Source organism: Arthrobacter sp. NPDC080073, assembly GCF_040686575.1.
Taxonomy (GTDB): domain Bacteria; phylum Actinomycetota; class Actinomycetes; order Actinomycetales; family Micrococcaceae; genus Arthrobacter.
In genome coordinates this window covers 18,335-41,178 of record NZ_JBFBKR010000002.1, presented here as the reverse complement: position 1 = coordinate 41,178, position 22,844 = coordinate 18,335, and the positions used below count along the sequence as shown (strand labels likewise).

General features: G+C 63.7%; 26 protein-coding genes. 7 read left to right on the top strand and 19 right to left on the bottom strand.

The window, feature by feature from the left end:
- Window positions 1-31 precede the first annotated feature (31 nt).
- Window positions 32-1,003 (bottom strand): MIP/aquaporin family protein, encoded by a 972-nt coding sequence (locus tag AB0O52_RS02385; RefSeq protein WP_364532845.1) that lies wholly within the window; start codon window positions 1,001-1,003, stop codon window positions 32-34.
- Between the two features lie 114 nt (window positions 1,004-1,117).
- On the bottom strand, window positions 1,118-2,299 hold the full coding sequence (locus AB0O52_RS02380; protein ID WP_364532842.1) for a PLP-dependent aspartate aminotransferase family protein: 1,182 nt from the start codon (window positions 2,297-2,299) through the stop codon (window positions 1,118-1,120).
- Window positions 2,300-2,430: 131 nt separating this feature from the next.
- Between AB0O52_RS02380 and AB0O52_RS02375 the strand changes: the two genes are divergently transcribed.
- Window positions 2,431-2,934 carry an Lrp/AsnC family transcriptional regulator gene (locus AB0O52_RS02375; RefSeq protein WP_364532840.1) on the top strand — a complete coding sequence of 168 codons (504 nt, stop codon included), beginning with the start codon at window positions 2,431-2,433 and terminating at the stop codon, window positions 2,932-2,934.
- 29 nt (window positions 2,935-2,963) lie between these two features.
- On the opposite strand, the gene AB0O52_RS02370 is transcribed toward AB0O52_RS02375, so the two are convergent.
- From AB0O52_RS02370 to AB0O52_RS02360, 3 genes are all read right to left on the bottom strand, one after another.
- The gene (locus AB0O52_RS02370; protein WP_364532837.1) at window positions 2,964-3,191 is read right to left on the bottom strand and encodes a 2-nitropropane dioxygenase; all 228 of its coding nucleotides are present in this window, start codon (window positions 3,189-3,191) and stop codon (window positions 2,964-2,966) included.
- Window positions 3,188-3,853: a winged helix-turn-helix domain-containing protein gene (locus AB0O52_RS02365; protein WP_364532835.1), complete on the bottom strand. Its 666-nt coding sequence runs from the start codon at window positions 3,851-3,853 to the stop codon at window positions 3,188-3,190. The genes AB0O52_RS02370 and AB0O52_RS02365 overlap by 4 nt, the downstream gene beginning before the upstream one ends.
- Window positions 3,854-3,944: 91 nt before the next feature.
- Window positions 3,945-5,183: an MFS transporter gene (locus AB0O52_RS02360; RefSeq protein WP_364532832.1), complete on the bottom strand. Its 1,239-nt coding sequence runs from the start codon at window positions 5,181-5,183 to the stop codon at window positions 3,945-3,947.
- A 168-nt stretch (window positions 5,184-5,351) separates the two neighbouring features.
- Between AB0O52_RS02360 and AB0O52_RS02355 the strand changes: the two genes are divergently transcribed.
- Genes AB0O52_RS02355 through zapE form a run of 4 tightly spaced genes read left to right on the top strand, consistent with a single transcriptional unit; the run spans window position 5,352 to window position 7,891 of the window.
- Complete coding sequence (locus tag AB0O52_RS02355) at window positions 5,352-5,912, top strand: Lrp/AsnC family transcriptional regulator (protein WP_364532829.1); 561 nt, start codon at window positions 5,352-5,354, stop codon at window positions 5,910-5,912.
- 9 nt (window positions 5,913-5,921) lie between these two features.
- On the top strand, window positions 5,922-6,347 hold the full coding sequence (locus tag AB0O52_RS02350; protein WP_364532826.1) for a DUF1761 domain-containing protein: 426 nt from the start codon (window positions 5,922-5,924) through the stop codon (window positions 6,345-6,347).
- A gap of 18 nt (window positions 6,348-6,365) precedes the next feature.
- Complete coding sequence (gene corA, locus AB0O52_RS02345; RefSeq protein ID WP_364532823.1) at window positions 6,366-7,361, top strand: magnesium/cobalt transporter CorA; 996 nt, start codon at window positions 6,366-6,368, stop codon at window positions 7,359-7,361.
- Window positions 7,361-7,891: an AFG1/ZapE family ATPase gene (gene zapE, locus AB0O52_RS02340; RefSeq protein ID WP_364532820.1), complete on the top strand. Its 531-nt coding sequence runs from the start codon at window positions 7,361-7,363 to the stop codon at window positions 7,889-7,891. Before corA ends, zapE begins: the two co-directional genes overlap by 1 nt.
- A gap of 84 nt (window positions 7,892-7,975) precedes the next feature.
- Here zapE and AB0O52_RS02335 read toward each other — a convergent pair whose 3' ends face one another.
- From AB0O52_RS02335 to AB0O52_RS02325, 3 genes are all read right to left on the bottom strand, one after another.
- A complete protein-coding gene (locus tag AB0O52_RS02335; protein WP_364532817.1) occupies window positions 7,976-8,122 on the bottom strand; it encodes a lmo0937 family membrane protein in 147 nt (48 codons plus the stop codon).
- A 90-nt stretch (window positions 8,123-8,212) separates the two neighbouring features.
- Window positions 8,213-8,638 (bottom strand): hypothetical protein, encoded by a 426-nt coding sequence (locus tag AB0O52_RS02330; RefSeq protein WP_364532814.1) that lies wholly within the window; start codon window positions 8,636-8,638, stop codon window positions 8,213-8,215.
- A gap of 4 nt (window positions 8,639-8,642) precedes the next feature.
- Entirely contained in the window at window positions 8,643-8,912 is a 270-nt protein-coding gene (locus AB0O52_RS02325) for a hypothetical protein (protein WP_364532811.1), read from the bottom strand.
- A gap of 334 nt (window positions 8,913-9,246) precedes the next feature.
- On the opposite strand from AB0O52_RS02325, the gene AB0O52_RS02320 reads away from it, so the two are divergent.
- A complete protein-coding gene (locus tag AB0O52_RS02320; RefSeq protein WP_364533764.1) occupies window positions 9,247-9,954 on the top strand; it encodes a TetR/AcrR family transcriptional regulator C-terminal domain-containing protein in 708 nt (235 codons plus the stop codon).
- Between the two features lie 26 nt (window positions 9,955-9,980).
- Here AB0O52_RS02320 and AB0O52_RS02315 read toward each other — a convergent pair whose 3' ends face one another.
- The 4 genes from AB0O52_RS02315 to AB0O52_RS02300 all read right to left on the bottom strand — a co-directional run bounded on the left by AB0O52_RS02315 (window position 9,981) and on the right by AB0O52_RS02300 (window position 11,975).
- A complete protein-coding gene (locus tag AB0O52_RS02315) occupies window positions 9,981-10,511 on the bottom strand; it encodes a ferritin (RefSeq protein WP_364532808.1) in 531 nt (176 codons plus the stop codon).
- 65 nt (window positions 10,512-10,576) lie between these two features.
- Entirely contained in the window at window positions 10,577-10,945 is a 369-nt protein-coding gene (gene crcB / locus AB0O52_RS02310) for a fluoride efflux transporter CrcB (protein ID WP_364532805.1), read from the bottom strand.
- Window positions 10,942-11,442: a CrcB family protein gene (locus AB0O52_RS02305; RefSeq protein ID WP_364532802.1), complete on the bottom strand. Its 501-nt coding sequence runs from the start codon at window positions 11,440-11,442 to the stop codon at window positions 10,942-10,944. The genes crcB and AB0O52_RS02305 overlap by 4 nt, the downstream gene beginning before the upstream one ends.
- A complete protein-coding gene (locus tag AB0O52_RS02300; protein WP_364532799.1) occupies window positions 11,439-11,975 on the bottom strand; it encodes a universal stress protein in 537 nt (178 codons plus the stop codon). Before AB0O52_RS02300 ends, AB0O52_RS02305 begins: the two co-directional genes overlap by 4 nt.
- Before the next feature lie 106 nt (window positions 11,976-12,081).
- On the opposite strand from AB0O52_RS02300, the gene AB0O52_RS02295 reads away from it, so the two are divergent.
- Window positions 12,082-12,816 carry an SOS response-associated peptidase gene (locus AB0O52_RS02295; protein WP_364532796.1) on the top strand — a complete coding sequence of 245 codons (735 nt, stop codon included), beginning with the start codon at window positions 12,082-12,084 and terminating at the stop codon, window positions 12,814-12,816.
- Between the two features lies 1 nt (window position 12,817).
- On the opposite strand, the gene AB0O52_RS02290 is transcribed toward AB0O52_RS02295, so the two are convergent.
- The 7 genes from AB0O52_RS02290 to AB0O52_RS02260 all read right to left on the bottom strand — a co-directional run bounded on the left by AB0O52_RS02290 (window position 12,818) and on the right by AB0O52_RS02260 (window position 22,792).
- Window positions 12,818-13,087 carry a hypothetical protein gene (locus tag AB0O52_RS02290; RefSeq protein WP_139359719.1) on the bottom strand — a complete coding sequence of 90 codons (270 nt, stop codon included), beginning with the start codon at window positions 13,085-13,087 and terminating at the stop codon, window positions 12,818-12,820.
- 127 nt (window positions 13,088-13,214) lie between these two features.
- Complete coding sequence (locus tag AB0O52_RS02285) at window positions 13,215-15,563, bottom strand: gluconokinase, GntK/IdnK-type (protein ID WP_364532791.1); 2,349 nt, start codon at window positions 15,561-15,563, stop codon at window positions 13,215-13,217.
- Window positions 15,553-16,782 carry a D-mannonate dehydratase ManD gene (manD, locus tag AB0O52_RS02280; protein WP_306863514.1) on the bottom strand — a complete coding sequence of 410 codons (1,230 nt, stop codon included), beginning with the start codon at window positions 16,780-16,782 and terminating at the stop codon, window positions 15,553-15,555. Before manD ends, AB0O52_RS02285 begins: the two co-directional genes overlap by 11 nt.
- Before the next feature lie 118 nt (window positions 16,783-16,900).
- A complete protein-coding gene (gene uidB, locus AB0O52_RS02275; protein WP_364532788.1) occupies window positions 16,901-18,358 on the bottom strand; it encodes a glucuronide transporter in 1,458 nt (485 codons plus the stop codon).
- A 484-nt stretch (window positions 18,359-18,842) separates the two neighbouring features.
- Window positions 18,843-20,165 (bottom strand): mannitol dehydrogenase family protein, encoded by a 1,323-nt coding sequence (locus AB0O52_RS02270; RefSeq protein WP_364533761.1) that lies wholly within the window; start codon window positions 20,163-20,165, stop codon window positions 18,843-18,845.
- Window positions 20,166-20,251: 86 nt separating this feature from the next.
- Window positions 20,252-21,658, bottom strand: a complete 1,407-nt coding sequence (gene uxaC / locus AB0O52_RS02265; protein WP_364532785.1) for a glucuronate isomerase — start codon at window positions 21,656-21,658, stop codon at window positions 20,252-20,254.
- Window positions 21,659-21,745: 87 nt separating this feature from the next.
- Window positions 21,746-22,792, bottom strand: a complete 1,047-nt coding sequence (locus tag AB0O52_RS02260; RefSeq protein ID WP_364532782.1) for a LacI family DNA-binding transcriptional regulator — start codon at window positions 22,790-22,792, stop codon at window positions 21,746-21,748.
- Between the last annotated feature and the right edge of the window lie 52 nt (window positions 22,793-22,844).

Sequence of the window (22,844 nt, the reverse complement as noted above, 5' to 3'; positions counted from 1 at the left end):
CACGGCAGATCAGGCCCAGGATCGGGCTATTTTAGGCTGCCCGTTTCGGTTCGGACACCGGAGGGATCTCGGCGCCGGCCCGTCCCGGAAGCGTGGGTTCTGCCAACAGGGTGCGCGCATGGAGCACGTCCCCGATGAACCAGTCGTAGATCAGCACACCGATCACTCCGCCGACGAGGGGGCCGACGATCGGGATCCAGAAATACCAGCTGAACGCTCCGTCAACTGTTCCCGGCAGCGCCGTCTGCCCCCATCCCGCGAGCCATGCAAACAACCGCGGTCCGAAGTCACGGGCTGGGTTGATGGCGTATCCGGCGTTCGCGCCCACGGACATGCCGATCGCCGCCACGGCGAGCCCGATCATGAACGGGCCCAGGTTCGCCTGTACGGCCGTGTTGCGCATGTCGATGATGGCCACGACGAACAAGACGAGGAAAGCCGTGCCGACAATCTGGTCGACCAGTGGACCCACGGGATTTCCGTTGAAGTACGGTGCCGGGAAGGTGGCGAAAATGGAATATGTCGCCAGCCCCTTGGGATCTGCGCGCCCGGTGCCGACAGCCTTGTTATAGGCGTCGATGGCATCGTGATAGAGCAGGTACACCAGCGCGGCGCCGGCGAAGGCGCCAACAATCTGGGCAAGGATGTACGGGCCTACCTTTTTCCACGGAAACTTCCGCCGGACCGCGAAGGCCAGTGTCACTGCCGGATTGATGTGCGCCCCGCTGACCCCTCCGCCGACGTAGATTGCCAGCATCACCGCTATGGCCCATCCCCACGTGATCAACAACCAGTCGCCGGCGGCCATGAAGATCGTGGTCGACGTCGCGGCCCGTCCCGAGCCGGGCAAGGCGGCAACCGCCATCGCCACAACCCCGTCGCCGAAGGAGATCAGCACAAATGTGCCGAGGAACTCGGCAAGGAGTTCACCCCACGTACCACCCAGTTGCTTGAGGCCGCTCCCTTTGCGGACTGCATTCCTTAGTGGACTGACATCACTCATTCCGAGTGCCTCCTTGAGTCATCCGATTCACCATTGGAAATTGACAATCCCAGCACCTTTATGGTATGTCGGACGACCTAAGGTAACCAGCAGATTGCCTTAGGTAACCAAGATTCACGTTCCCGAATTGAGTTCAACGGTGGACTCGATAGCCTGGACCAGGTCATCGATGATGTCGGCCGGGTCTTCCAAACCGATGGAAAGCCTGAGCATGCGCGCCTGGGGCTTGGCCTCCGGGGCCACCGGGCGGTGGGTCAATCCGGCCGGGTGTTGGATCAGTGTGTCGATTCCGCCCAGGGACACTGCGTGCGTGATGAGGCGGACCGCGCCGGGAATTCGCTCTGCATGCTCGGCCGATTCAAGGTCGAAAGAGACCAACGAGCCCGGACCGCTCATCTGTGTACCTACCAAGTGCAAGGGGTCGCACTCGGGAAGCCCCGGGTAGTACACCTTGGCGACGAGTTCGTGGCCTGCGAGCGCTGCGGCGATCTTGTGGGCGTGGTCCTGTTGGGCCCGTACCCGGATCGGGAGGGTGGCCAGGCCCCGGTGCAACAGGTAGGCGGGCCACGGAGTCAGGATCCCTCCGGTCACGGCACGGACCCGGCGCAGCCGCGTGGCCCACTCCTCGCTTGTTGCCACCACGCCGCCCATGGCATCGCCGTGGCCGCCCAGGAATTTCGTGGCGCTGTGGAGCACCATCGCAACGCCGTGCTTGAGTGGCCGCTGGAGGATCGGCGTGGCAAAAGTGTTGTCCGCGAGAACCGGGACGTCTCCGGCGTCGGCCACGAGGCGGTCAAGGTCCACGAGGTCAAGGCTCGGGTTCGCGGGGGTTTCCACTACCACCAGGCCGGTATCCGGGCGAAGGGCATTCCGGACGGCGTCCGCCTGGACGAAGGTGACCTGGTTGCCAAGCAGGCCGCTGGCCAGAACGTGGTCCGTGCCGCCGTAGAGTGGCCGCACCGCCACCACGTGCGTCTTGCCTTCTGATTGGGACGCGAGCAGCACGGCGCTGAAGGCGGCCATCCCTGAGGCAAATCCGACGGCTTGCGCTGCACCTTCGAGCGCAGCTACGCCGTCTTCGAACCTGGCTACCGTAGGATTCCAGAGACGCTGGTACACCGTGCTCTGACCGTCGAAGGGCACGCCGCCGGTGGCCATCTGCTCGTAGGCGAGGCCGCCGTCGTGAACAGAAGGCAACGGCGCAGTGGTTGACAGGTCGATGGGAACGGCGTGCACGCCTTGCTCCGTGAGTCCTGTCCGGCCGGCGTGGACTGCGAGTGTGTCTATGGCTGTCACTGCTCTCCTTGAATTATTCACCGTTGAATTCGGTTAGTATCTGGCAATAATTCGGAGATTTACAGTGCAAATGAATGGATTGAGTGGAAACTGGCATCTATGATGAATAGACAGCACTTTCAGGAGGATCCGTGACCACCACCCCGAAGAACGTTCGGCCCGTCGGCATCAGCGAGCCCTTGGATGCGATCGACGAACGCATCCTTGCGGCTTTGGTTGAGGACGCCCGGATCTCCAACAAGCAGCTGGCCGAACTCGTCGGAATCGCGCCGTCAACGGCGCTCATGCGGACGCGGTCACTTTCCGAACGCGGCATTATCGAGGGTTTTGAAGCCGTCCTCAGCCTCCCGGCAATCGGCCGCTCGGTCCAGGCCCTCATCGCCGTGCGCCTGCGCGCCCATGACCGCGACCAGATCGACCGGTTCACCGCCCGGGTTCCCGCCCTCCCTGCGGTCATCTCCACGTTCCACACTTCGGGCTCCGTGGACTACCTGCTGCACATCGCCGTAGCCAACACCGACGACCTCCGCGACTGGGTCCTGGACAACCTCGCTACGGATCCCGTGGTGGGCCACACCGAGACCACTTTGGTCTTCGCCCACATCCAGGGCAACCACGGGCCGCTGCCGGAATAGCGGTTGACTAGCGGGCGATTCGACTCAGCTCAGTGGCGCGGCTCGAAGCCCGAGTGTGAGGCCCCAATGGCGTCCTGACGCAAGTCACCGAGTTCCTGCCGGCGCGTGAGGGCGGCCCGCTGCATGGCCGGGTCGACCGGAGGCGTGTAGCGCCTGCGCTCGGCCCACGAAACCAGGCTGGTTCCGATTCCGGCGGCTGCCGACTCCAGCATGGAGGGCCGGCGGTAGGTGCCGCATGGTGCGGTGGCAGTGCTCATGACTCTTTCCCTTCGGTGGCTGCTGCGTACGACTTGGCGTCGCGGGATTTCTTGTCTCCGGCCCACGCCGGAACGCCCAGGATCGGGAAGGCGTTGAAATGGATCTGCACGGGACGGGCACCGTCCGCCTCGGGTTCGCTCCGGATCTCCTCCAGAAGATTGCGGGCGAAGGCTTCGACGGAGCGGGCATAGCGGCCCAGCTGCTCGGCCGACATCCGGGCATTGGCCGTGTTGACGATGGCTGCGTCGAGCCAGTCTTCGTCCAAGGAGTCCATGCCGTGTGCCATGAAGTCGGCGAGGACAGCCTGCCTGCTGCGTTCGAACTCGCGGGTTACCAGCCGCGATGCCTCCTGCGTTGCCGGTGAATGTGCCAACTCGGGCGAAGTGATCTGGATTGCTCCCCTGGGCCGCTCCCACCACCGCTCCCGCGCCGTCCCCTTGCCCTGGACCTCCTGGACGAAGTCGAACTTGGCAAGTTGCCGCAGGTGGTAGCTCGTGGCACCGCTGGATTCATCGAGCAATTCGGCCAGGCTGCAGGCGGTCTGCGGCCCGTAACGGGACAGCATCTCGAGGATCTGGACGCGCAGAGGGTGCGCGAGCGCTTTGAGGGATGCCGTATCGACCTTCCGGACGGGGAATTCCGGCTCTTGAAGCGTGTCCATGCCGGAAACGCTACTCTTGCAAAGAAACCTTTGCAAGAGTTTCTTTGCAAATGAATCTTTGCGAACGCGGGCTCCTCAAACGGGCCGCCGGTCAGCCCTTGCGGAGCACCCCGCGGAAGGATCCGCCGGCGAGTACCGTTGCGGCCAGCCCGCACACCACAGTGAAATAGCTGGCAGCGGCGCCCAGCCCGATGACCGAGGCAGCCAGTCCCAACCCGATGACCGGCACGGCGCTGCCAAGGTAGGTGATGACGTAGACGGTGCTGATGATCTGGGCATGCCGGGACGCTTCAACCTTGCTGGCAACATCATTGAACACCAGCCGGAAGGCAATCCCCTGCCCTACCCCTGCGGACAGGCTCGCTGCCACCAGCAGCACCGGACTGGAAAGGGACGCCGCAGCGCCGACCAGCACAATGGAAACCGCCAGGACCGCCAGTCCGGCGGGCACGGCGAAACGGCCTCGGACGCTCAGCAATTGGCTAAGCGCGGACGCCCCGAGCGTCAGTCCGGCGAGCAGACCGGCCATGGGGCGGGAATCGGCGTGCACGACGACCGCGAAGTAGCCGGGCGCGAGCGAAAGGCAGAATCCGAACACGGCAAAGCTGAGGAATCCCACGCTTGAGGCGAGCCAAAACGCTCCCCTGGCTTCCCGCGATACGGAGGGCCGGCGTGGGGCGAGCACCGTGTAGGGGCGAGGTCCTCCGGCAGGCCGGATCGCCGGGCGTGCTTTGAGAAGCCACAGCGGGACCAGCAATAGGAGCAGGACGGCCGCGTGAATGAAGAACGGTGTTGACGTGGCACCCGGGAGCAGCGAAAGCAGTCCACCGATGGCGGGACCGGCGGCGACCCCTCCGGAGGACGACAATAAAGTGAAACGGGAAGCCCACTCGGGCCGGGACGGAAGCAATTCACGCAGCGCCGCCGAACTCGCTCCGGTTGCAAGGCCCACGGCGACGCCCTGGAGCATCCGGCCGGCCGAGAGCATCAAGAGGTTGTCAGCGTTGGCGAAAACCAGGCCGCCCGCCAAGCCAACGAGGACAGCCAGCACCAGGGCCGCACGTCTGCCGATATGGTCCGACCAGTGCCCTGCGAGCATCAGCACAGCCACGAGTGCCAGGACGTAGCTTGCAAAAGCAATGGTCACACCCAGTGAAGTGATTCCCAGTTCTGCCTGCAGAAGCGGATACAGCGGGCTCGCCAGGTTGGCACCGACCAGCAGCGTGAACATGACGGCGCCGGCCAGGACCAGCCGCGCCGTGGTGGAAGCATCCCAGCCCCGGCGCGCGGCGGTGGCCTGGCGCATGCGCAGTTCGCTAATGACAGTCATTTCCGTGCCTTCGCCTCAGCGGCCATCACGGTACCGGGCCTTGTGGGCCGGGACTGGACGGCCCAAAATATTGATGGCAATAGGATGCCGCAGGCCTGCTGGATAGATCAGATGTCCGTGAAAGAATTGATCAGAATAGTCAAAATTGAGGTCCACTGATGACCACAAATGAGCCGGAGTGACGATTTGAATACCCTCGATCCGACGGACCTGAAGATCTTGCTCGAGTTGATCCGTGATCCCAGGGTCCAGATCGGCGAACTCAGCGAGTCCCTGGGGATTGCGCGCAACACCGCCCAATCGAGGATGCGCCGGCTGGTCCGCTCGGGCGTACTGAACGACGGCGGCCGCGAGGTCGACCTCGAAAAGGTGGGTTACGACGTCGTCGGCTTCGTGACGCTGGAGGTGACCCACCGCGAACTGGACGGCGTGATCGGAGCCCTGCGCCGCATCCCGCAGGTCCTTGAGGTGCATGAAATTTCAGGGAGGGGAGATCTCTTATGCCGGGTGGTGGCCACCGACACGCACAACCTGCAAACCGCGCTTCGCTCCATCCTCAGAACCAAAGGCGTCATCCGCACGGAGACGGTCCTTGCCCTGCACACCCATATCCCCTACCGGACAGAGCCGCTCATCGGCAGGCTCGCCGACGCCGCCGAGACCGCTGGCGCCACGAAACGGGTCAAAACGCAGCTTTCCACTGATTCGCCGGTCAGGGAAGCCGACTAGGATTCCAGCATGGATTGGCTCTCTTCTCTTCAGCACCTCAACTGGCTGGCCATACTCCTGGCGTTCGTTTCCAGCATGGTGATCGGATTTGTCTGGTACATGCCCGCCGTCCTCGGCAGACGATGGATGGAAGCCATTGGCAAGACCGAGGAAGACCTCAAGAAGATCGACGGCGGCGCAGGGATCTGGGTCCCCATGATGGTGGCCGCAGCACTCACGAGCATCGTTCTGGCCGTCCTCATCGGGAAGCTGGGCGTGCAGGGCAGCCTGGCCGCGGGTTTCTTTGCGCTAGTGATTGCGGTTGTCTTCCGCGTCGGCGGCCACGTCATCCACAACGGCTTCGCGGGCAGGCCGTCCGCCGTGACCCTCATCGACTCCGGGCATGACATCGTGGCCATGACTGTCGCCGGGTCAATCATCGGAGCGTTGCAGTAACGGGAGGAGAATAGCCTCGTGACCATCATTGACAATGCCGTCTATGTGAACGGTATCCGGACCGCCACCCCTGGAAGCCTCGAGCAAAGCGTCGAAACGCTGGCCGCCCACGGCGGGATGGTGTGGATTGGACTGTACCGGCCGGACGAGACGGAAATGGCGGCAGTTGCTGCCGAATTCGGCCTCCACCTGCTCGCAGTCGAGGACGCCGTCAACGCCCACCAGCGGCCCAAGCTGGAACGCTACGACAACAACCTCTTCACAGTCCTCCGGCCTGCGCGATACGTAGACGCTACAGAGACCGTGGAGTTCGGTGAGCTTCACATCTTCACGGGGAAGAACTTCGTAGTCACGGTCCGGCACGCGGAAACGCCCGGGGTGGCCCAGGTCCGTCGCGACCTGGAAAAACAACCGGAACTGCTGCGCCATGGTCCCGAAGCCGTCCTGTACGCATTGTTGGACCGGGTGGTGGACGACTACGGCCCGGTGATCTCGGGGCTGGAAAACGACATCGACGAGATCGAGGACCAGCTATTCGGCGGCGATCCCCTGGTTTCGCGGCGCATTTATGAACTTGCCCGCGAGGTCATCCAGTTCCAGCGCGCAATCAACCCGCTCCCGGACATGATGGCCTCGCTGAAGCGCGGGTTCGTGAAATACGGAGTCGACATCGAGCTGCAGCGCATGCTCCGGGACGTGGAGGACCACGTCGAACAAGTAATCTCCCGCGCCAATGGGTTCCGCGAGCTGCTCCAAAACGCCTTGACCCTCGACGGGACCCTGACCGCGAACCGGCAAAACGAGGCGAGCGCGGCACAAAACGAACAGACCAAGAAGATCTCCTCGTGGGCCGCGATTTTCTTTGCACCAGCCTTCGTTACCGGGCTCTACGGCATGAACTTCGACGTCATGCCTGAACTCCATTGGCCATTCGGCTATCCCATGGCGCTGGGAATGATGCTTGCCGCGGGCTTCATCATGTACGTCATCTTCAAGCGGAAGAGCTGGCTCTAGTGGCTCCCGGACAGGAGGGCTTCAGCAGGGGCAAGATCATCACTCCCGGGTCGCCGGCGCAACTCGGGGCCTTCGGTTTGTTCCAGCCGGTGAAGTCACAAGAGCGGATCCTCACCCCTACGACGCAACGGCTCACCGTCAAAATGGCTGACGACATGCTCTGGGTCGGTTTCGCGGAACTGTGCGGCGGCCTCATGTCGACGGCGGACTACTTGGCTTTGGCCGAGGACTACGGGACCTGGGTGATCGACGGCGTACCCTCGCCAACGATCGAGTCGGCTGCCGGGTCCGCACCGGCCTGGCAACGGTTCAGCAACGTGGTGGATGTCTTGTACGACCAGGGCATCACGCTGTTCCTGGTGGGACACGGGCCCTTGGACTGGGAGCTGGCCGGTGACCTGGCCCCGGACCCGGGCCGGCCGATCGGTGCCCGGCGGGTTGATCTGGCGCGAATCGCGAGCCGCCTGTCGCTCCTGGGCCGGGTGGAAGCCTCGGAACCTTTTGAAGAGATAGAGACCGGGGGCAGCTGATCGCCGGTTCCCGGCGATCAGCTGCCCTGGAATCCGCCTCCTCCGGAACCTAAGCCCAGGAGGTGGCGGCGTAGCAGTCGGACCCTACACGCGTGACCTGCCGCGGATGAAGTGGAAGATCAGAACGACGACAGCGACAACCAAAAGCAGGTGGATGAGCCCGCCGCCGATGCCGCCGATAAGGCCGAGAAGCCAGAGAACGGCAATAATGATGGCTATCCAAAGCAACATGTGAGTCTCCCTTGTTTGTTTGCGTGCCCGGGCCGACGCCCTAGGGCATTCGTTACTAAGTATACTTACTAATTGAGGTAAGCGGGTCAGCTAGCGCGGCTTTTCCATTTGGAAGCCGCACCGGCAACGCAGTACCCGGATGCGGAGGTAGTTCCCGAGGAGGTCCGTTGGCCGCGACTGGGTGGAGACCGGCGTGAGCGAGCTTCTCCGGTCCGGATCGCTCGGGGTCATGGGCTCCCCGCAGTGGATGTACTCGGCGCCCAGATGGAGGACGTCAGTATTGGCTGTCGACCGGGCCAGGACCGCGGCGACGAAGGCCGCCGTGGTGGACAGGACGCGCGCGCCGCCGCATTTGGCGCAGTTGAAGGCAGCGGCGAGGGTTTCGCTGCGGCGGTCCATCATGGTGATGGAGTCCACAACGAGGTGCACGTCGGTGTCGCATGTCACGCACCAGGGCTGCTTGCCCCGGGGCTGGTGGGCATCCAGGGGGAGGTAGGTGCTTGAGATGGTGCTCATCGGATCAGGCCAGGGCCGGGCAGCTTGCCAGAATGTAGTCGGCAGCGGCCGGGCCCGTCATGGCCAAACCGTTGCCGGCAGGATCAATGCCCCTGGCCTTCATCGCCGCCCAAAAAGAGCTCTCCGGCTGCGGCACGGACTGCTGCAGCCAACTCCAACTGGTGTACAGGCCGTAAAAGCAATCCCGTCCGAGAGTCGAGTCGGACCGTTCGTTCGTGTGGATGGTGGCTTCTTCAAGGAATTTGTCGAAGTGGATACTAAGTGCATTAGCCATGGGGGCCCTTTGTTGCGGGTGCATTGTGTGTGCTGCCATGTGGCTATAGCAGCTGAGCCCCAATGCGTGCACGCGGCACCGGGGCGGTCACCCGGTTTCTGTGGAACTCTGCGGCTCGGGCGGTCTGTGCGTTGTGCGCAGTCACGGCTTTCCAAGGGGTGCGACGGCCGGTGGCCGTGCGCTGAAGTCCGCCTCGTTAAACCTGCGTAGAAATCTTGTCTACGATGTAGACTTTACGCGTAGACTACAAAGTAATCAAGCTTCTTTCTTCCCCAAGAACACGCGAAACGCGATCAGATCAGGATGGAAACCCGTGCCGCCCCGAAAGACTCCGATCAATTCTTCGACTGCCGGCGATAAAGCCCCCGGGGAGAAACCCAAGCTCAGCCGCGACCTCGTGCTCTCCACCGCCTTGGCATTGGTGGACGCGGAAGGACTGGACGCGCTCACCATGCGGCGCCTTGGGCAGGAACTCGGCCGGGATCCGATGAGTCTCTACCGGTACGCCGCCAATCGGGCCGCGCTCCTGGACGGCGTGACGGAGTTGGTCCTGAAGGAGCTTTCCATCTTTCCGGACCGCCCGGATTGGCAGGCACAGCTGCGGCAGATAGCCCATGACTTGCGTCTGTTGGCGCTACGGCACCCGAACGTGGTGCCGCTGCTCGTGACCCGCCCGCTCTCGACGCCCTTGGGCCTGCGCCCGCTGGGCACGCTGCGCCCGCTTGAACAGATCCTCTCGTTGCTGATCGACGCCGGGTTCGCCCCGGCCGACGCGCTGCACGTCTACCGGGCTTACTACGGGTTCCTGTACGGCCACATCCTCAATGAACTGCAGGAATTCGTGGTGGATCCGGACGAAAACGAAGCGCTGCTCCGCCTTGGCCTGCACCGCCTGCCTGCGAAGGAATTTCCCCGCCTCCGCGCCCTTGGCCCGGTGCTCGCGGACTACGATGGCGCGGCCGAACTGGACCAGGGCATCAGCATCCTGCTCGCCGGACTCACAGCGTCCCTCGCAGGCGAAAAAACCACTCCCAAAGCCTGAGCAGCACATCTGCGGCGGGTCGGGAGCTAGATCGCCCCACCTGCCGTGGGCGGCGCGCCGGTGTCGTTCCCGCTGTCGCCGACTTGTTCCCGGGCGACATAGTTCTCGAGGTCGAAGAGGTTCTCCGCACGCTCAGCAACATTCAACAAAGTGGTCATCGAGGCCACTTCTTCGACCTGCTCCTTCAGGAACCACAACATGAATTGCTCGCCGAGGGGATCACTTTGTTCCCTCGCTGCCCGGAAGAGTTCCTCAATGTTGCGGGTGACTTCCTTTTCCTGGGCCAGCGCCAAGGCAATCGGTTCCCGTACGTCGGCAAAGTCGTTTCGGACGGCCGGAACTCCTGGAATCTCGACCGGCTGATTGCGGTCCAACATGTACCGGACCATCATCATGGCGTGGTTGCGTTCTTCCAATGACTGCCTGTAGAAGTGTGCCGCCAGCTGCGGTAGATCCTGGGCATCAAAGTACACCGCCACCGCGATGTACTGCTGGGACGCGGCAAACTCGTTTCCTACCTGGGCAGCCAGGAGCTCATTGAATGTCTTCTTTGCCATGCGCCCGATCCTACCTTTGGGATTTGGCTGCGGACAGCGCCTCAGAACAAGCTGCGGACAGCGCCTCAGAACAACAGGACCAGCCCGACGCCGGCTGCCGCAGCTGCGACGCAAGCCGCCATAGTGCCCACTCCGTTGAGGAGGGCAAGTCCGGTCCGGCCGCTCTGGACAAGCCTGACGGTCTCCAAGCTCGCCGTGCTGAAGGTCGTGTATCCGCCGAGGAATCCTGTGCCGAGAATCAACTGAAGGGATTCGGGAGCCTGGTGTGCCATGACCAGTCCCGCCAGGATCCCCATGAGCAGCGAACCGGAGGTGTTGATGAAGATAGTGCCCAGCGGCAGCGCCGTCCGGGCCCAGGACCGGACCACTCCATCGACTACGAATCGGGCTGCCGCCCCTGCGCCCCCCGCGAGCGCTATGAGAAGGAGGGTCATGGCCGGCCCTTCTGCCCCTTTTGGGCGGACTTGTGGCGGAGCGCCCCTAGCCAAATCCCCACGATTGTGGCCGCGGCACCGCCTAGCAGGCTGGCTGCCAGGTACCAGATAGCATCCATCGCGCGTCCTGCTCCGAAGAGCTGCACAGAGTCCAGCGCCAGGGTGCTGTAGGTGGTGTAGGCCCCGAGGAAGCCGCTTCCTATGCCCAAGCGGGCAATCCGGCGGAGGCCGGCGTCGGGCCCGCTCCGTGAGAGTGCTTCGAGGAGCCAGCCAAGCGCGAGCGCGCCGGACAGATTGATAAGCAGGGTGGGCAGCGGCCACGCGTTTGGCGCCGGAAGAGCGATGCCGAACCCGTAGCGGCTCAAAGCCCCCAGGCTTCCGCCGGCGGCGACGAGCAGAACGAACCGCCCGTGCAGATGAAGCGGGCGGTGCGGGTGCCGGTCAGGTGGTGCCGTCTGGGATTTGGCTCCCGGCGGGGCGGTACTGCTTTCCTTCATTGATCCCTGCTTGGGTCGTGACGGCCCAAGGGAACCATGAGCACGGGGCAGTTTTGGCGATGTGCCAGATGCAAGGCTACCGATCCGGTGAGCAGTCCTTCAAACCTCGGGCCGAGGCCATGTTCCTTGGTTCCTACGACGATCATGGAAGCGTTGATACCCGCCGCATAACGGCCCAGTGAACGGGCAGGCTCGCCGGCGAGCGTCACAAAGGTCCACCGCACACCCGTTCCGTCAAGTTGATCCGCGATGCGGGATCGCAGCGACTCCGAGATGGCCGCGGCGTCGTCGTCGATTCCGTCCGGGTCGATCGGTTGGGCCGCCAGATGCCCGTCCCGGTCCCCTGCCGCCGGGAAGTTGGTGACATCGGCGAAGGCCAGGACCAATTCCAATCCCGCACTCAGCGCAACTTCCGCGGCTTTCTCAACCACAGCGCCAGGCTGATGTGGGAGGACACCTGCCAGCACCGGTCCGCTCAAGCGGGCGGGGCGGCCCTTGGCCAGCGGCGTTTCCTCGCCACGGGGATTGCTCATGGGGCCCTCCAGATGTCCGGGTGGTCAGGATGCGGGCTCTTGCATCTTGCTTCAGTATGGGCTCGTTCGGCTGGCGTTGTCCCAAGCGCTAGGCGAGAATGTCGATATGTGCGGTCGGTTCAGTGTCGGGTTCGAAGCAGACTATCTCTCGAGGAAGCTCGGTGCCGTGCTGCGCGGTGATACCGACTACCCTTCGCCAACGCTCCAGATCAACCCGACCGACCCCGTGATCTTTCTGCGGGGACGGGCTGGAAACGGTTCAGTCGAACGGGAGCTCGCGGCCGGGCGGTGGGGTTTGGTTCCAACCTTCTCCAAGTCTTTCGATTCGAAGGTGCCCACCTGGAATGCGCGCTCGGAAACCGCCGGGGCAGTCCCGGTGTTCAGGGCTTCCCTACCCAAATGGCGGGCCGTCGTTCCGGCTTCCGCCTACTACGAGTGGAAGAAATCGGGGCCCGGCCGCAAGGATCCCAAGCAGCGCTACATCGTTGAACCCCAGGATGAGCTGATTACCTTTGCCGGATTGTTTGCGCCATGGCGTGACGAGAGCATCGAGGACAAGTCAGCGCCCGGCGCCTGGCGTTTGTCCTGCTCGATCCTGACCATGGATTCCCCTCCGGAAGGCGTTCATGAGAGATTGCACAATCTGCATGACCGGATCCCGGTTCCGATCTCTGCAGACATGATCGACGATTGGATCGACCCCAAGGAAACCAGGGGCCAGGCCCTGCTGGACGCCGTGCTGGGCGATGCGTATGGCTTGGCGTCGTCATGGACGACGAGGCCCGTGGAACTCGTTGAGGACAACACCAAGTTGGTGGACGTCGCGAATCCGGCCGCCTGACTCAACGTTCGTAGCGCAGTTCGGCCCTCACGTCCGTATCCTTTAGCCACGTCAATCTGGTGGCCGATCCAAAGGGATTCGGCCACCACTGCACGAGGACTTTGCCCTCCGAGGTCCGGGTGACCATGGCCGGAACATATTGAAGGTACTTCGGCCAAACGAGCTTGGCGATAACGGGCACCCTCGAAACGGTTGACAGTGGTTCCGTTTGGCGCGGAGGCGGGGCACCGACTGAATTCAACGGCGCGGGATATTCGGGCTGGTCAGGCATGCCCGAATACTACTGCGAGGCATCGACAATATGGAGGTCAGGAGATTCGAGCTCCTTAACCCGTCCTTGCGGGGCACCGGGCGTGCGGCGGCCGCTTCCCGTGCCGCTGGGAAGGGGCCGCCACCACCTAAAGCCGGGTGTCGAACGAATCGCAGAACACGTTCTCGTTGAACGTTCCGTGGAACTCGGACTTGCCCTGGATTTTCTGGATGGTGGCCCGGATGGCCTCGCGAGTCCCTGCATGGGCATTGATGGCCGTCTTGACCATCGGCACATCGATCAAGTGGTTCGGCTGGTTCAGCGAGACGAACACCGTGGGGACTTCCGTGACGTACCAAGGGATTTCCGCCGCCATGGGGCTGGACCACTTGATGCGGATCGCGGCCTCTTGGGCGAAGCCCAACACGCAAGCGAAGACGAACGCGGCATCATACTTTTCCGCATAATCGCCGGTGGCTTCGTCCGAGATGACGCTCATGAAGTTCACGCCCGACTCCCCCGCAGCTTCGCGCTGTTCCGCGGTCTTGAAGAGGTGGACCTCGAACCCGGCGGTTTCAAGTTCCTCCTTGACCGTATCCAGGTAGGCCAGCGGGTCCGCCCGGGTGAAATCGGAACCGCCGGAGATGCCATAGAGGCGAATGCGCTTATGGGTTTCCGGTGTGATGGGCAGATTGCCGGCGGTGTCCTTGATCAGGGTGACGGTCTTGTCGGCGATTTCGGCGGCGACGGCGAGGTGCGCCTCGCTGCCGATCAGCCGCAATGCCTCGGCCGACGGCGTCAATTCTTCCGGCCGTTTCTTGTGCAGCCCGAGGCAGGCCTTCAATCCCAGAATCCGGCGCAGTGCGTCATGCAGGCGCTGATCGGTGATCACGCCGGATTTGTAGCCGTCCATCATGTACTGGAAGTCCTCCGCCGGGTTGCGGAAGAACAGGAACATGTCGCAGCCGGCGGCGATGGTGGCTGGAACGAGGTCTTTGCGCTTCTTGGCCTGGGTGAGGCCGACCATTTGCGATGCATCGGTGAGAATAAGGCCGTTGAAGGCGAGCTCGCCACGGAGCAAGTCCTGGAGAAGCTCCGGAGCGAGGGTGGCGGGCAGGATGTCCCTGTCCTCCGTCCCCGGACGAAAATGCCGTGTGAGCTCAGGCGCCCCGATGTGTCCGACCATGATGGATTGGACCCCGTGGCCGATCATTTCCCGGTACACATGTCCGTAGCTGGAATTCCATTCCGCATACCCGAGCGTGTTGTACGAAGTGACCACGTGCTGGTCCCGTTCGTCCACGCCGTCCCCCGGGAAGTGCTTGATGGCACAGACGGTGGGCGATTCGCTGATGCCGTCGAAGTACTCCTTGGCGCGCTCCACCACGATTTCCGGTGTGTTGCCGAAGGCCCGGGTGGAAATGACTGTATTGCGCCAGTTGTAGTGGATGTCCACGATCGGCGCGAAGGCCCAGTTGCAGCCCAATGCCGCGGTTTCAACGCCCGCCACCTGGCCCATTTTCCTGGCGATGGACTTATCCGGGTGCGAACCGGCCTGCAGGTGGGTCGACACAAAAGTTCCGTCGTCGCAGCTTCCGGCTCCTCCCATTTCCGGGTTGGAGGCCACCAGAAGCGGGATACGCGTTTTGGACTGGGCGTAACGGATGTGTTGCTGGACAGCCGCGGACGGACCCGGCCTGTACCGCATCCCGCCAACGTGATAGTTCTCCAGCACGCCGTCGAGGTACTCGGGCGAGTAATCGTTGTTGTGGTTGATGAAGAGCTGCCCGATTTTTTCCTCGAGGCTCATGCCGCGGATGGTGGAGTCCACCCACGCAACGGCGTCGTCGTCGAGGTTGAACGGCGCCGACTGCAGGTCGACGTCGAACTGGCGCGCTTGGGTGCCCGCGGCACCCGCGGGGCGGCTGCCGGCCGGAGCTTTGGAACCTGCGACTGCGGCAATCCCGGCCAGCGCTTCCGCGACCACCTCGCTTACCGGGGCGGCGATGTCCACGACGAACCCGGCCTCGTCGGCGTCGAGCGGTTCCAGGGTGGCGAGCTGCGAATCAAGGAGGGCAGCCGGCATGAAGTGGCCGGAACGCCCTTCTGTCCTTTCCCTCAGCACCTCTTTGCTGCCGTGCAGGTGCAGGAAGACGGTGTCCGGGGCTTTCTCACGAATGGCGTCACGGTAGCTGCGCCGGAGGGCGGAGCAAGCAAGGACCAGCCCGCCGTCCCCGGCGTTGGCGAGTTCCGTGCCGACCGTCGCAAGCCACGGCCAGCGGTCTTCGTCAGTCAGCGGGGTTCCGGCAGCCATTTTGGCGACGTTTTCCACCGGGTGGAGCGAATCGCCGTCGAGGAACGGAACTCCCAGCGCCCTGGCCACGAGGTCCCCGATGGTTGTCTTGCCGCAACCGGAGACGCCCATCACCACAATGCGCCGCGGCTTTTCGGCGGCTGCGCCGAGATCGCCGGCCGAGCCGATGTTCCTACCAGTCATGGACGGTGCCGTCGACGAGGCGGTTGTACGGCAGGTAGGCCTGCTGATACGGGAAGGAGTTGGCGGCTTCTTCGTTGAATTCGACGCCGAGGCCCGGCTTGTCGCCCGGGTGCAGGTAGCCGTCGGTGAAGGTCATGGACTGTTCGAAGACCGTGTTGGTCTTGTCCGAGTGCTGCATGTACTCCTGGATGCCGTAGTTGTGGATGGCCAGGCCCACGTGCAGCTGCGCGGCGAAACCGACAGGGGATATGTCGGTGGGGCCGTGGAAGCCGGACTTGATCTGGTACTGCGCGGCGAAGTCCATGACCTTCTTCAGCGGCGAGATCCCGCCGAAGTGCGTGGACGCGGCACGGACATAGTCGATGAGCTGTTCCTTGATGAGGGTCTGGAAGTCATAGACCGTGTTGAAGATTTCACCGATGGCCAGCGGCGTGGTGGTGTGCTGGCGGACCAGGCGCAGCCCTTCCTGGTTTTCGGCCGGAGTGCAGTCTTCGAGCCAGAACAGGTCATACGGTTCCAGCGCCTTGCCGAGCTTGGCTGCCTGGATGGGAGTCATGCGGTGGTGGCCATCGTGCAGCAACGGGATTTCCGGGCCGAATTCGTTGCGCACCGCCTCGAAGACAGTGGGCAGGTGGCGCAGGTAGGCCCGGGTGTCCCAGTCCTCTTCCTGCGGAAACGCACCGCGGCCGGCAGGCTCGTAGTCGTAGCGCTCGCCCGAGGCCTGCGCCTGCGCGGCCACCCCGTAGACGGCCTTGATGCCCGGGATGGCAGTCTGAATACGGATCGACTTGTAACCGAGCTCCAAGTGCTCCCGGACCGAGTCGAACAAGGAGGGAATGTCCGCGCCCGAAGCGTGGCCGTACGCGCGGAGCCCGTTGCGGGAGGCCCCGCCCAGGAGCTGGTAGACCGGCAACCCTGCCACCTTGCCCTTGATGTCCCACAGGGCCATGTCGACGGCGGCGATCGCGGCCATGGTCACCGGACCGCGGCGCCAGTACGCCGAGCGGTACAGGAACTGCCAGGTGTCCTCGATCCGGTGCGGGTCCTTGCCGATGAGCAGCTGCGCGACGTGCTCCTTCAAGTACGCGGCCACGGCGAGTTCACGGCCGTTCAGCGTCGCATCTCCGATGCCGGTCACGCCGTCCTCGGTGGTGATCCGCAAAGTCACGAAGTTCCGGGTGGGGCTGGTCACGAAGACTTCAGCGGCAATGATTTTCACAGCTGGTCCTTTCAGGGTTGCTGATCGAGGGCTGGCGTGGCCCGGATGCGACGTGCACCACAGGGCGGGTAAAGACGATCTTAGGACGAATGACAATTATTGGCAACCGGTTGCAGTATTATTTCGTCGAGATGTTTCGCGGTCCGGCGGTTTCTGCAGCGGCTTCCAAGGCGGCTTCCGACGCGGTCCGCACTCCGGGAGTCGAGACGGCACGTCCCCCACCCGACGGCTCCGCGCCGGATGTTTCCAGGGCCCGACGGGCCTTGATTTCGCCCAGGATTTGGGCATGGAACGCATCGGTCAGCTTGTACTTGGCCATGACGACGATTGCGAGGATGGTCATGATGGCGGGCAGCGCGCCTGCGGCAAACTGGATAGCCTGCAGGGATTCGGCGGTGTGCGTAGGACCGGACTTGTAGCCGCCGGCCGCGAGCGCGTATGCGGCAAGGGCACCGCCGACGGCCTGGCCCGTCTTGCGGGTGAAGGAGAACAGGGCGTACGTGATGCCTTCAGTCCGGACACCGGTCTTCCATTCGCCGTATTCCACGGTGTCTGCTTCCAGGGCCCACACCACGATGTTGACGGCCATGACACCAAGCATGCTCAGGAGCAGACCGGAGAACCCGATCCAGACCATGGAGGCCGGAGCGAAGAAGACGATTGCGCCGCCGATGATGGCGAGGAACCCGGCGGCCACGTAGATGGTTTTCTTGCCGAAGCTTCGGACCAATCTCGGCATGAGCGGAGTGAGGGCAAAGGTCACCGCCAATTGAACGATGGAGAGGACTGCGTAGAGATCCAGCCGGCCGAGGACGTCGCGCAAGTAGTACAGCTGCACGGAAGACAGGGCCATGTAGCCGGTCAGGAAGAGGAAGGAGCTTAGGCACAGCATGAGCAAGGGACGGTTGGTCTTGAGCGTCGCCATACTTTGCTTGAAGGACACCTTCGGCACCGCCCGGTGGACACGTTCCTTGGCGGTCAGGAACGTGAAGAAGTACAGCGCTGCGCCGATCACGACGAAGACCAGGGTGATGATGGTGAACGTGGACTGCAGGTTGGCGCCGGGCTTGATCAGCGGAGCTACGAAGATGCCCAACGCGGAACTTACCAACAGGGCGCCGACCATGCGGGCGGAACCCAGCTTGGCGCGCTCGCCCGGTTCTTGGGTCATCGCACCTGCGAGCGAACCGTACGGGATATTGACCAGCGAGTAGGCCAGGCCCAAGGCCGCGTATGTCACGTAGGCATAGAGCAACATCCCCGTTTCGCCGATCTGCGGAATGGAGAAGGCCGCGACACTCAGGAGCAGCAACGGGATGGAGCCGAACATGATGAATGGGCGGAATTTTCCGAAGCGCTTGCTGTAGGCGCGGTCAACCAACCGTCCGGCAAAGACATCGGCGAAAGCGTCGAAGATCCTGACAGTGAGCAACAGGGTCCCGGCGGCCGCCGCAGATATGCCCGCGACGTCGGTGTAGTAGACGAGCAGGAACATGGTGGCAGTAGTGAAGGCAAGGTTGTTGGCGGCGTCGCCAGCCCCGTAGCCTAGGATGCTGAGTTTGCTGAGCTTGTTCATTGCGGGCTCCTTTACCCTTGCCGGTACCCCATGTCCCGGCTTGCGATGATGGAAAGGCTTCGGCCGAACCAGGCCTGAATTAGTTGAAGCTTGATGTAATTCTAATGAGCCGGGCAATCATTCGGCAAGCGGTTGCCAAATGTTTCCATAAACCTTTCCCCTCAGACCGGACTCGTCAAAGGTGAGCGAGGGTCGGAAGAAAATACCCTAAAGGTGAGCGAGGGTTGGCGAAAAGTGCCGTAGACGTGAGCGAGGGTTGGCGAAAGGTGCCGTAAAGGTGAGCGAGCGTTGGCGAAAAATGCCGTAAAGGTGAGCGAGCGTCGGTCCCGCCAAACGCTCGCTCACATATATCGCGTCCCTGCCAAACGCTCGCTCACATATATCGCGTGTCTGGCGAACGCTCGCTCAGATATGCAGGCCCACACGACGGCGCCCGTCGCCTTCACGTGGAAGGCAACGGGCGCCGTCGAAAGTGCCTGGTGGATCAGCTGAGGTTGCCGGCGGCCGCGAAGGTTCCGGCCAAGCCCTCGACGAGGTCCACGATCCCCGCGTCGGCAACCAGATCCGGATCCACGAGGCCGAGCAGGGCCTCAACGCGGGCACGGCCCGTGAGGAGGTTCGCCGCGGCGATGTCTTCCGCCAGCGGGTCCTGGAGGCCTGTTGCCGTGGCGGTGTAGGCAGACCAGGCTGCGATCATCCGCGCAGCGGCCTGACCGCTGCGTCCCGCGGCGCGCTCGGCGCGGAGCACAGGCAGCGCCCGCATGCGCAGCTTGGCACTGCCATCCATGGCTATCTGGGCCAGATGGTGGGCGATCCGGGAATTGCCGAAGCGTTCCAAGAGAGCGGCCCGGTACTCGGGAATGCGCAAATCTTCACCCTGCAGGCTGGCAGCGGCCTCGTCCCAGAAGTCCTCCACAGCCCGTCGGCAGAAATCGTCAGCGAGGGCTTCGGCGACGGTCTTGTGTCCGCGCAGTTGCCCGGCGTAGGCGAGGAGCGAATGGGCGCCGTTGAGGAGCCACAGCTTGCGGTTCTCGTACGGCTCGATCTCTTCCACGAAAACGGCGCCCGCGTCTTCCCAGTGCGGGCGTCCTGCCGGGAAGTCCCCGCTCAGGACCCAGTTGCGGAACGGCTCGGCAACCACGGGCGATTCGTCGCGATATCCGCAGGCCGCGGCCACGGCGTCGATATCTGCGTCCGTCGTCCGCGGCGTGATGCGGTCAACGGAAGTGCTGACAAAACTGACGTTGGCGTCGATCCAAGCGGCGAGCCCGGCGTCGAACGCCTTGGCCATCCCCACCACGGCGCTCCTGGCGACGGTCCCGTTGTTGGAGAGGTTGTCGCAGCACACCACAGCGAGTGGACCGGCGTCGGCGTCCCGGCGCGCGGCGAGGCCGAGCACGAGGCGGCCCAGCGGCGTCGTCGGCTTGCCCGAAGAAGATCCGCCAGCGAGCACAGCGAGGTCCGCGACGACGTCCGGCGCTTGGGTGTCCAGCTTGCCGTCGGCGCCCAGCCGGTAGGCGGCCTCAGTGATCGTGAGCGTAATGAGTGAAGTCAGCGGGGCGGCGACAAGCTCCACAAATCGCCCGACGTCGGCACCGTCATCAGCCTCGACAATGCTGCCGATGACTTCGAAAGAATCACCAGCGTCCGAACGCTCCACCACGGTGTACAGGCCGTCCTGGGCGGCCAGGACTTCTGCGGCATCCGGGCGGCGGCCCGTGAAGGAGGCGATGCCCCACTCGGCTGCGTCCCCGGCGTGCTGGGTGTACCACGCCTGGTGGGATCGGTGGAAGGCACCCAGTCCCATGTGCACAATGCGCACCGGGGCTTTGCCGATGGGCCTGATGGCACGGCTCAGGCGGGGAAGGTCCGCGGTTTGCTCGGGTTCGTTGGTCACAGCTTGAAAACCCTCCGGGGTGAGGAGTCGACGACGTCGACAATGATTTCGTGTGCGCGGTCCTCGCTGACACGATGCTCGGCTACGAGGCGGGCGAGGAAGGATGCTTCGATCCGGCGGGAGGCGTCGTGCCGGGCCGGGATGGAGCAGAATGCGCGGGTGTCGTCGATGAAGCCCGAGGACCGGGAGAAGCCGGTGGTCTCGGTGACGGCCGAGCGGAAGCGGAGCATGGCGTCCGGTGCATCGAGAAACCACCACGGCGCGCCGAGGTACACGGAGGGGTAAAACCCTGCCAGAGGCGCCAGTTCGCGCGAGAACACGGTCTCGTCCAGGGTGAACAGCACCAAGTGGAAGTCCTTGGCCGTGCCGAAGTCCTGAAGCAGGGGCCGGATGGCCTCGGTGTAGTTGGTGGCGAACGGGATGTCGTGCCCGGTGTCCGCGCCGTAGGCCTCGAAGGTGGGCTGGTGGTGGTTGCGGAAGGAACCCGGGTGGATGGTCATGACCAGGCCGTCTTCGACCGACATCCTGGCCATCTGGTACATCATGTGGGCTTCGAAGGTGTTGCGGTCCACGACCGTGGCCTTGCCGGCACGCGCAAGCTCGAAGATCCGCTCGGCTTCGCCCCGGTCGAGCTTGAGCGTTGCCGGGGTGAGGACGCCGTGGTCCGCGGACACCGCGCCATGGTCCACGAAATAGCGACGGCGGTTTTCCAGGGCCTTGATGTAGCCGGTGTAGCCGGTAGCACCATCGCCGGCGGTTTCAATGAGCCGCTCGACGTTGGCACTCCACGCCGGGTGCGCGATGTTCACGTAGGCATCCGGACGGAAGGTCGGCAGCACCCGGCCGTTGAATGAAGGGTCCCCGGCAATGGCCTTGTGGCTGGCCAGGCTGTCCAAGGGGTCGTCAGTGGTGGCGAGGACCTCGATGTTGAAGTCCTTGAAAAGCTGGCGGGGACGGAAATCGGGCTCGACGAGCTTGGCGGCAATGGCGTCGTAGCTGGCGTCGGCAGTCATCTCGCCAAGGTCTGCGCCGAGCTTGAATACGCTGTCGAACTGGGTTCGCAGCCAGTACCCGGACGCGGTGCCTTCGAAGAGTGGCCAAGCCTGGACGAAAGTCCGCCAGATCTCCCGCGACTCGGAGGGATTGGCGCCTCCCGGCAGCAACTTGTCCATGGGGACTCCGCTGGCGTGGATCAGCCGGGTGACGTAGTGGTCCGGGCTGACCAGAAGCGCGGCCGGATCAGGGAACGGGGTGTTGTGCTCGATGACGGCGGCGTCAACGTGGCCGTGCGGAGAGATGATGGGCAGGTCCCGGACGCGCTCCAGCAGGGAGCGCGCGATGCGGCGCGTCCCGGGATCCGCGGGCAGGAGCCGGTCAGGATTGGCTGCGATCGACTGTGACATAGATCAATTTTCGGCCTGAAGAGGCAATCTGTCAACCGGTTGCCAACTATTGCCATCTCGTTGCAACTCATCCCCGGCCGCTTGAAACTAGGCCATCAGCCGTCCGCTGGAGCCGCGCACCACAAGCTCGGTGTCTACCCGGACTGCTCCCGCGGGCCCATCGTGGCCGAGCAACATGTCCAGCAGAAGGGTGGCAGCGCGGGAACCGCACTCCCCCAAAGGCGACCTCACCGTAGTGAGCGGCGGCGTCGTGAAGTCTGCCCCGAAGATATCGTCGAAGCCCACGATGCTGATCTGGTCGGGCACGTGAATACCGGCGGCCTGAAGCTCCTGCATGAGGCCTATGGCGAGGAGATCGTTGTAGGTGATCACCGCCGTCGCGCCGCTCGCCAGCACGTCGCGCGCTACCTGGCGGCCGCCGTCGACGGTTGGCTTGGACGATTCCAAGCGGACCGCCCCCAACTTGTACCAATCGCAGGCAGCTTGGACGCCTTCCCAGCGGCGCCGCGACATCCAGGACTGTGGCGGCCCCGCAACATAAGCGAGCTGTTGGTGGCCGTTGGCAGCAAGGCTCCGCACGGCCTGGCTGATTCCCTTGTTGACATCGGGGACCACGCATGGCACTCCCTCTATTTCCCGATTGATCACGGCCACCGGCTTGTCCGCAGCCAGGACCCGGATCTTGTCGTCGTCCATGCGCGGGCTCGCCAAGATAAGGCCGTCCACCGTACTCAACATCCTGCGGGCGGCAATGAGCTCGGTTTCAGCCGACTCCGCTGACTCGGCGAGCACCAAGGTGTAGTCCCGGGCGGACCCCGTGGTTTCCGCACCGCGGATAATGTCGAAGAAGGTCGGGTTGGTGATATCCGCGACGATCAATCCGATCGTCTGGGTACGGCCGGTGGGAAGAGCCCGGGCGAAGGGGTTCACCTGGTAGTTCAGCTGCTCGGCGGCATCCTCGATGATCTTCTGGGTCTTGGCGCTGACCCTGCCCGGTTTGCTGAGCGCCCGCGAAACCGTGGATGGGTTGACTCCCGCAAGCCTCGCGATGTCGTAGATGGTGGGCGAGGACTTTTCCCCGCGTCCACGTTTGGCGGGGTAAGTTGCTGCTCCGGAATTCGTCGCTTCAGTCACCGCTCCATCGTAATGGGGCATGGCAACAAAAAGCAGGACGGTTGCCAAACCA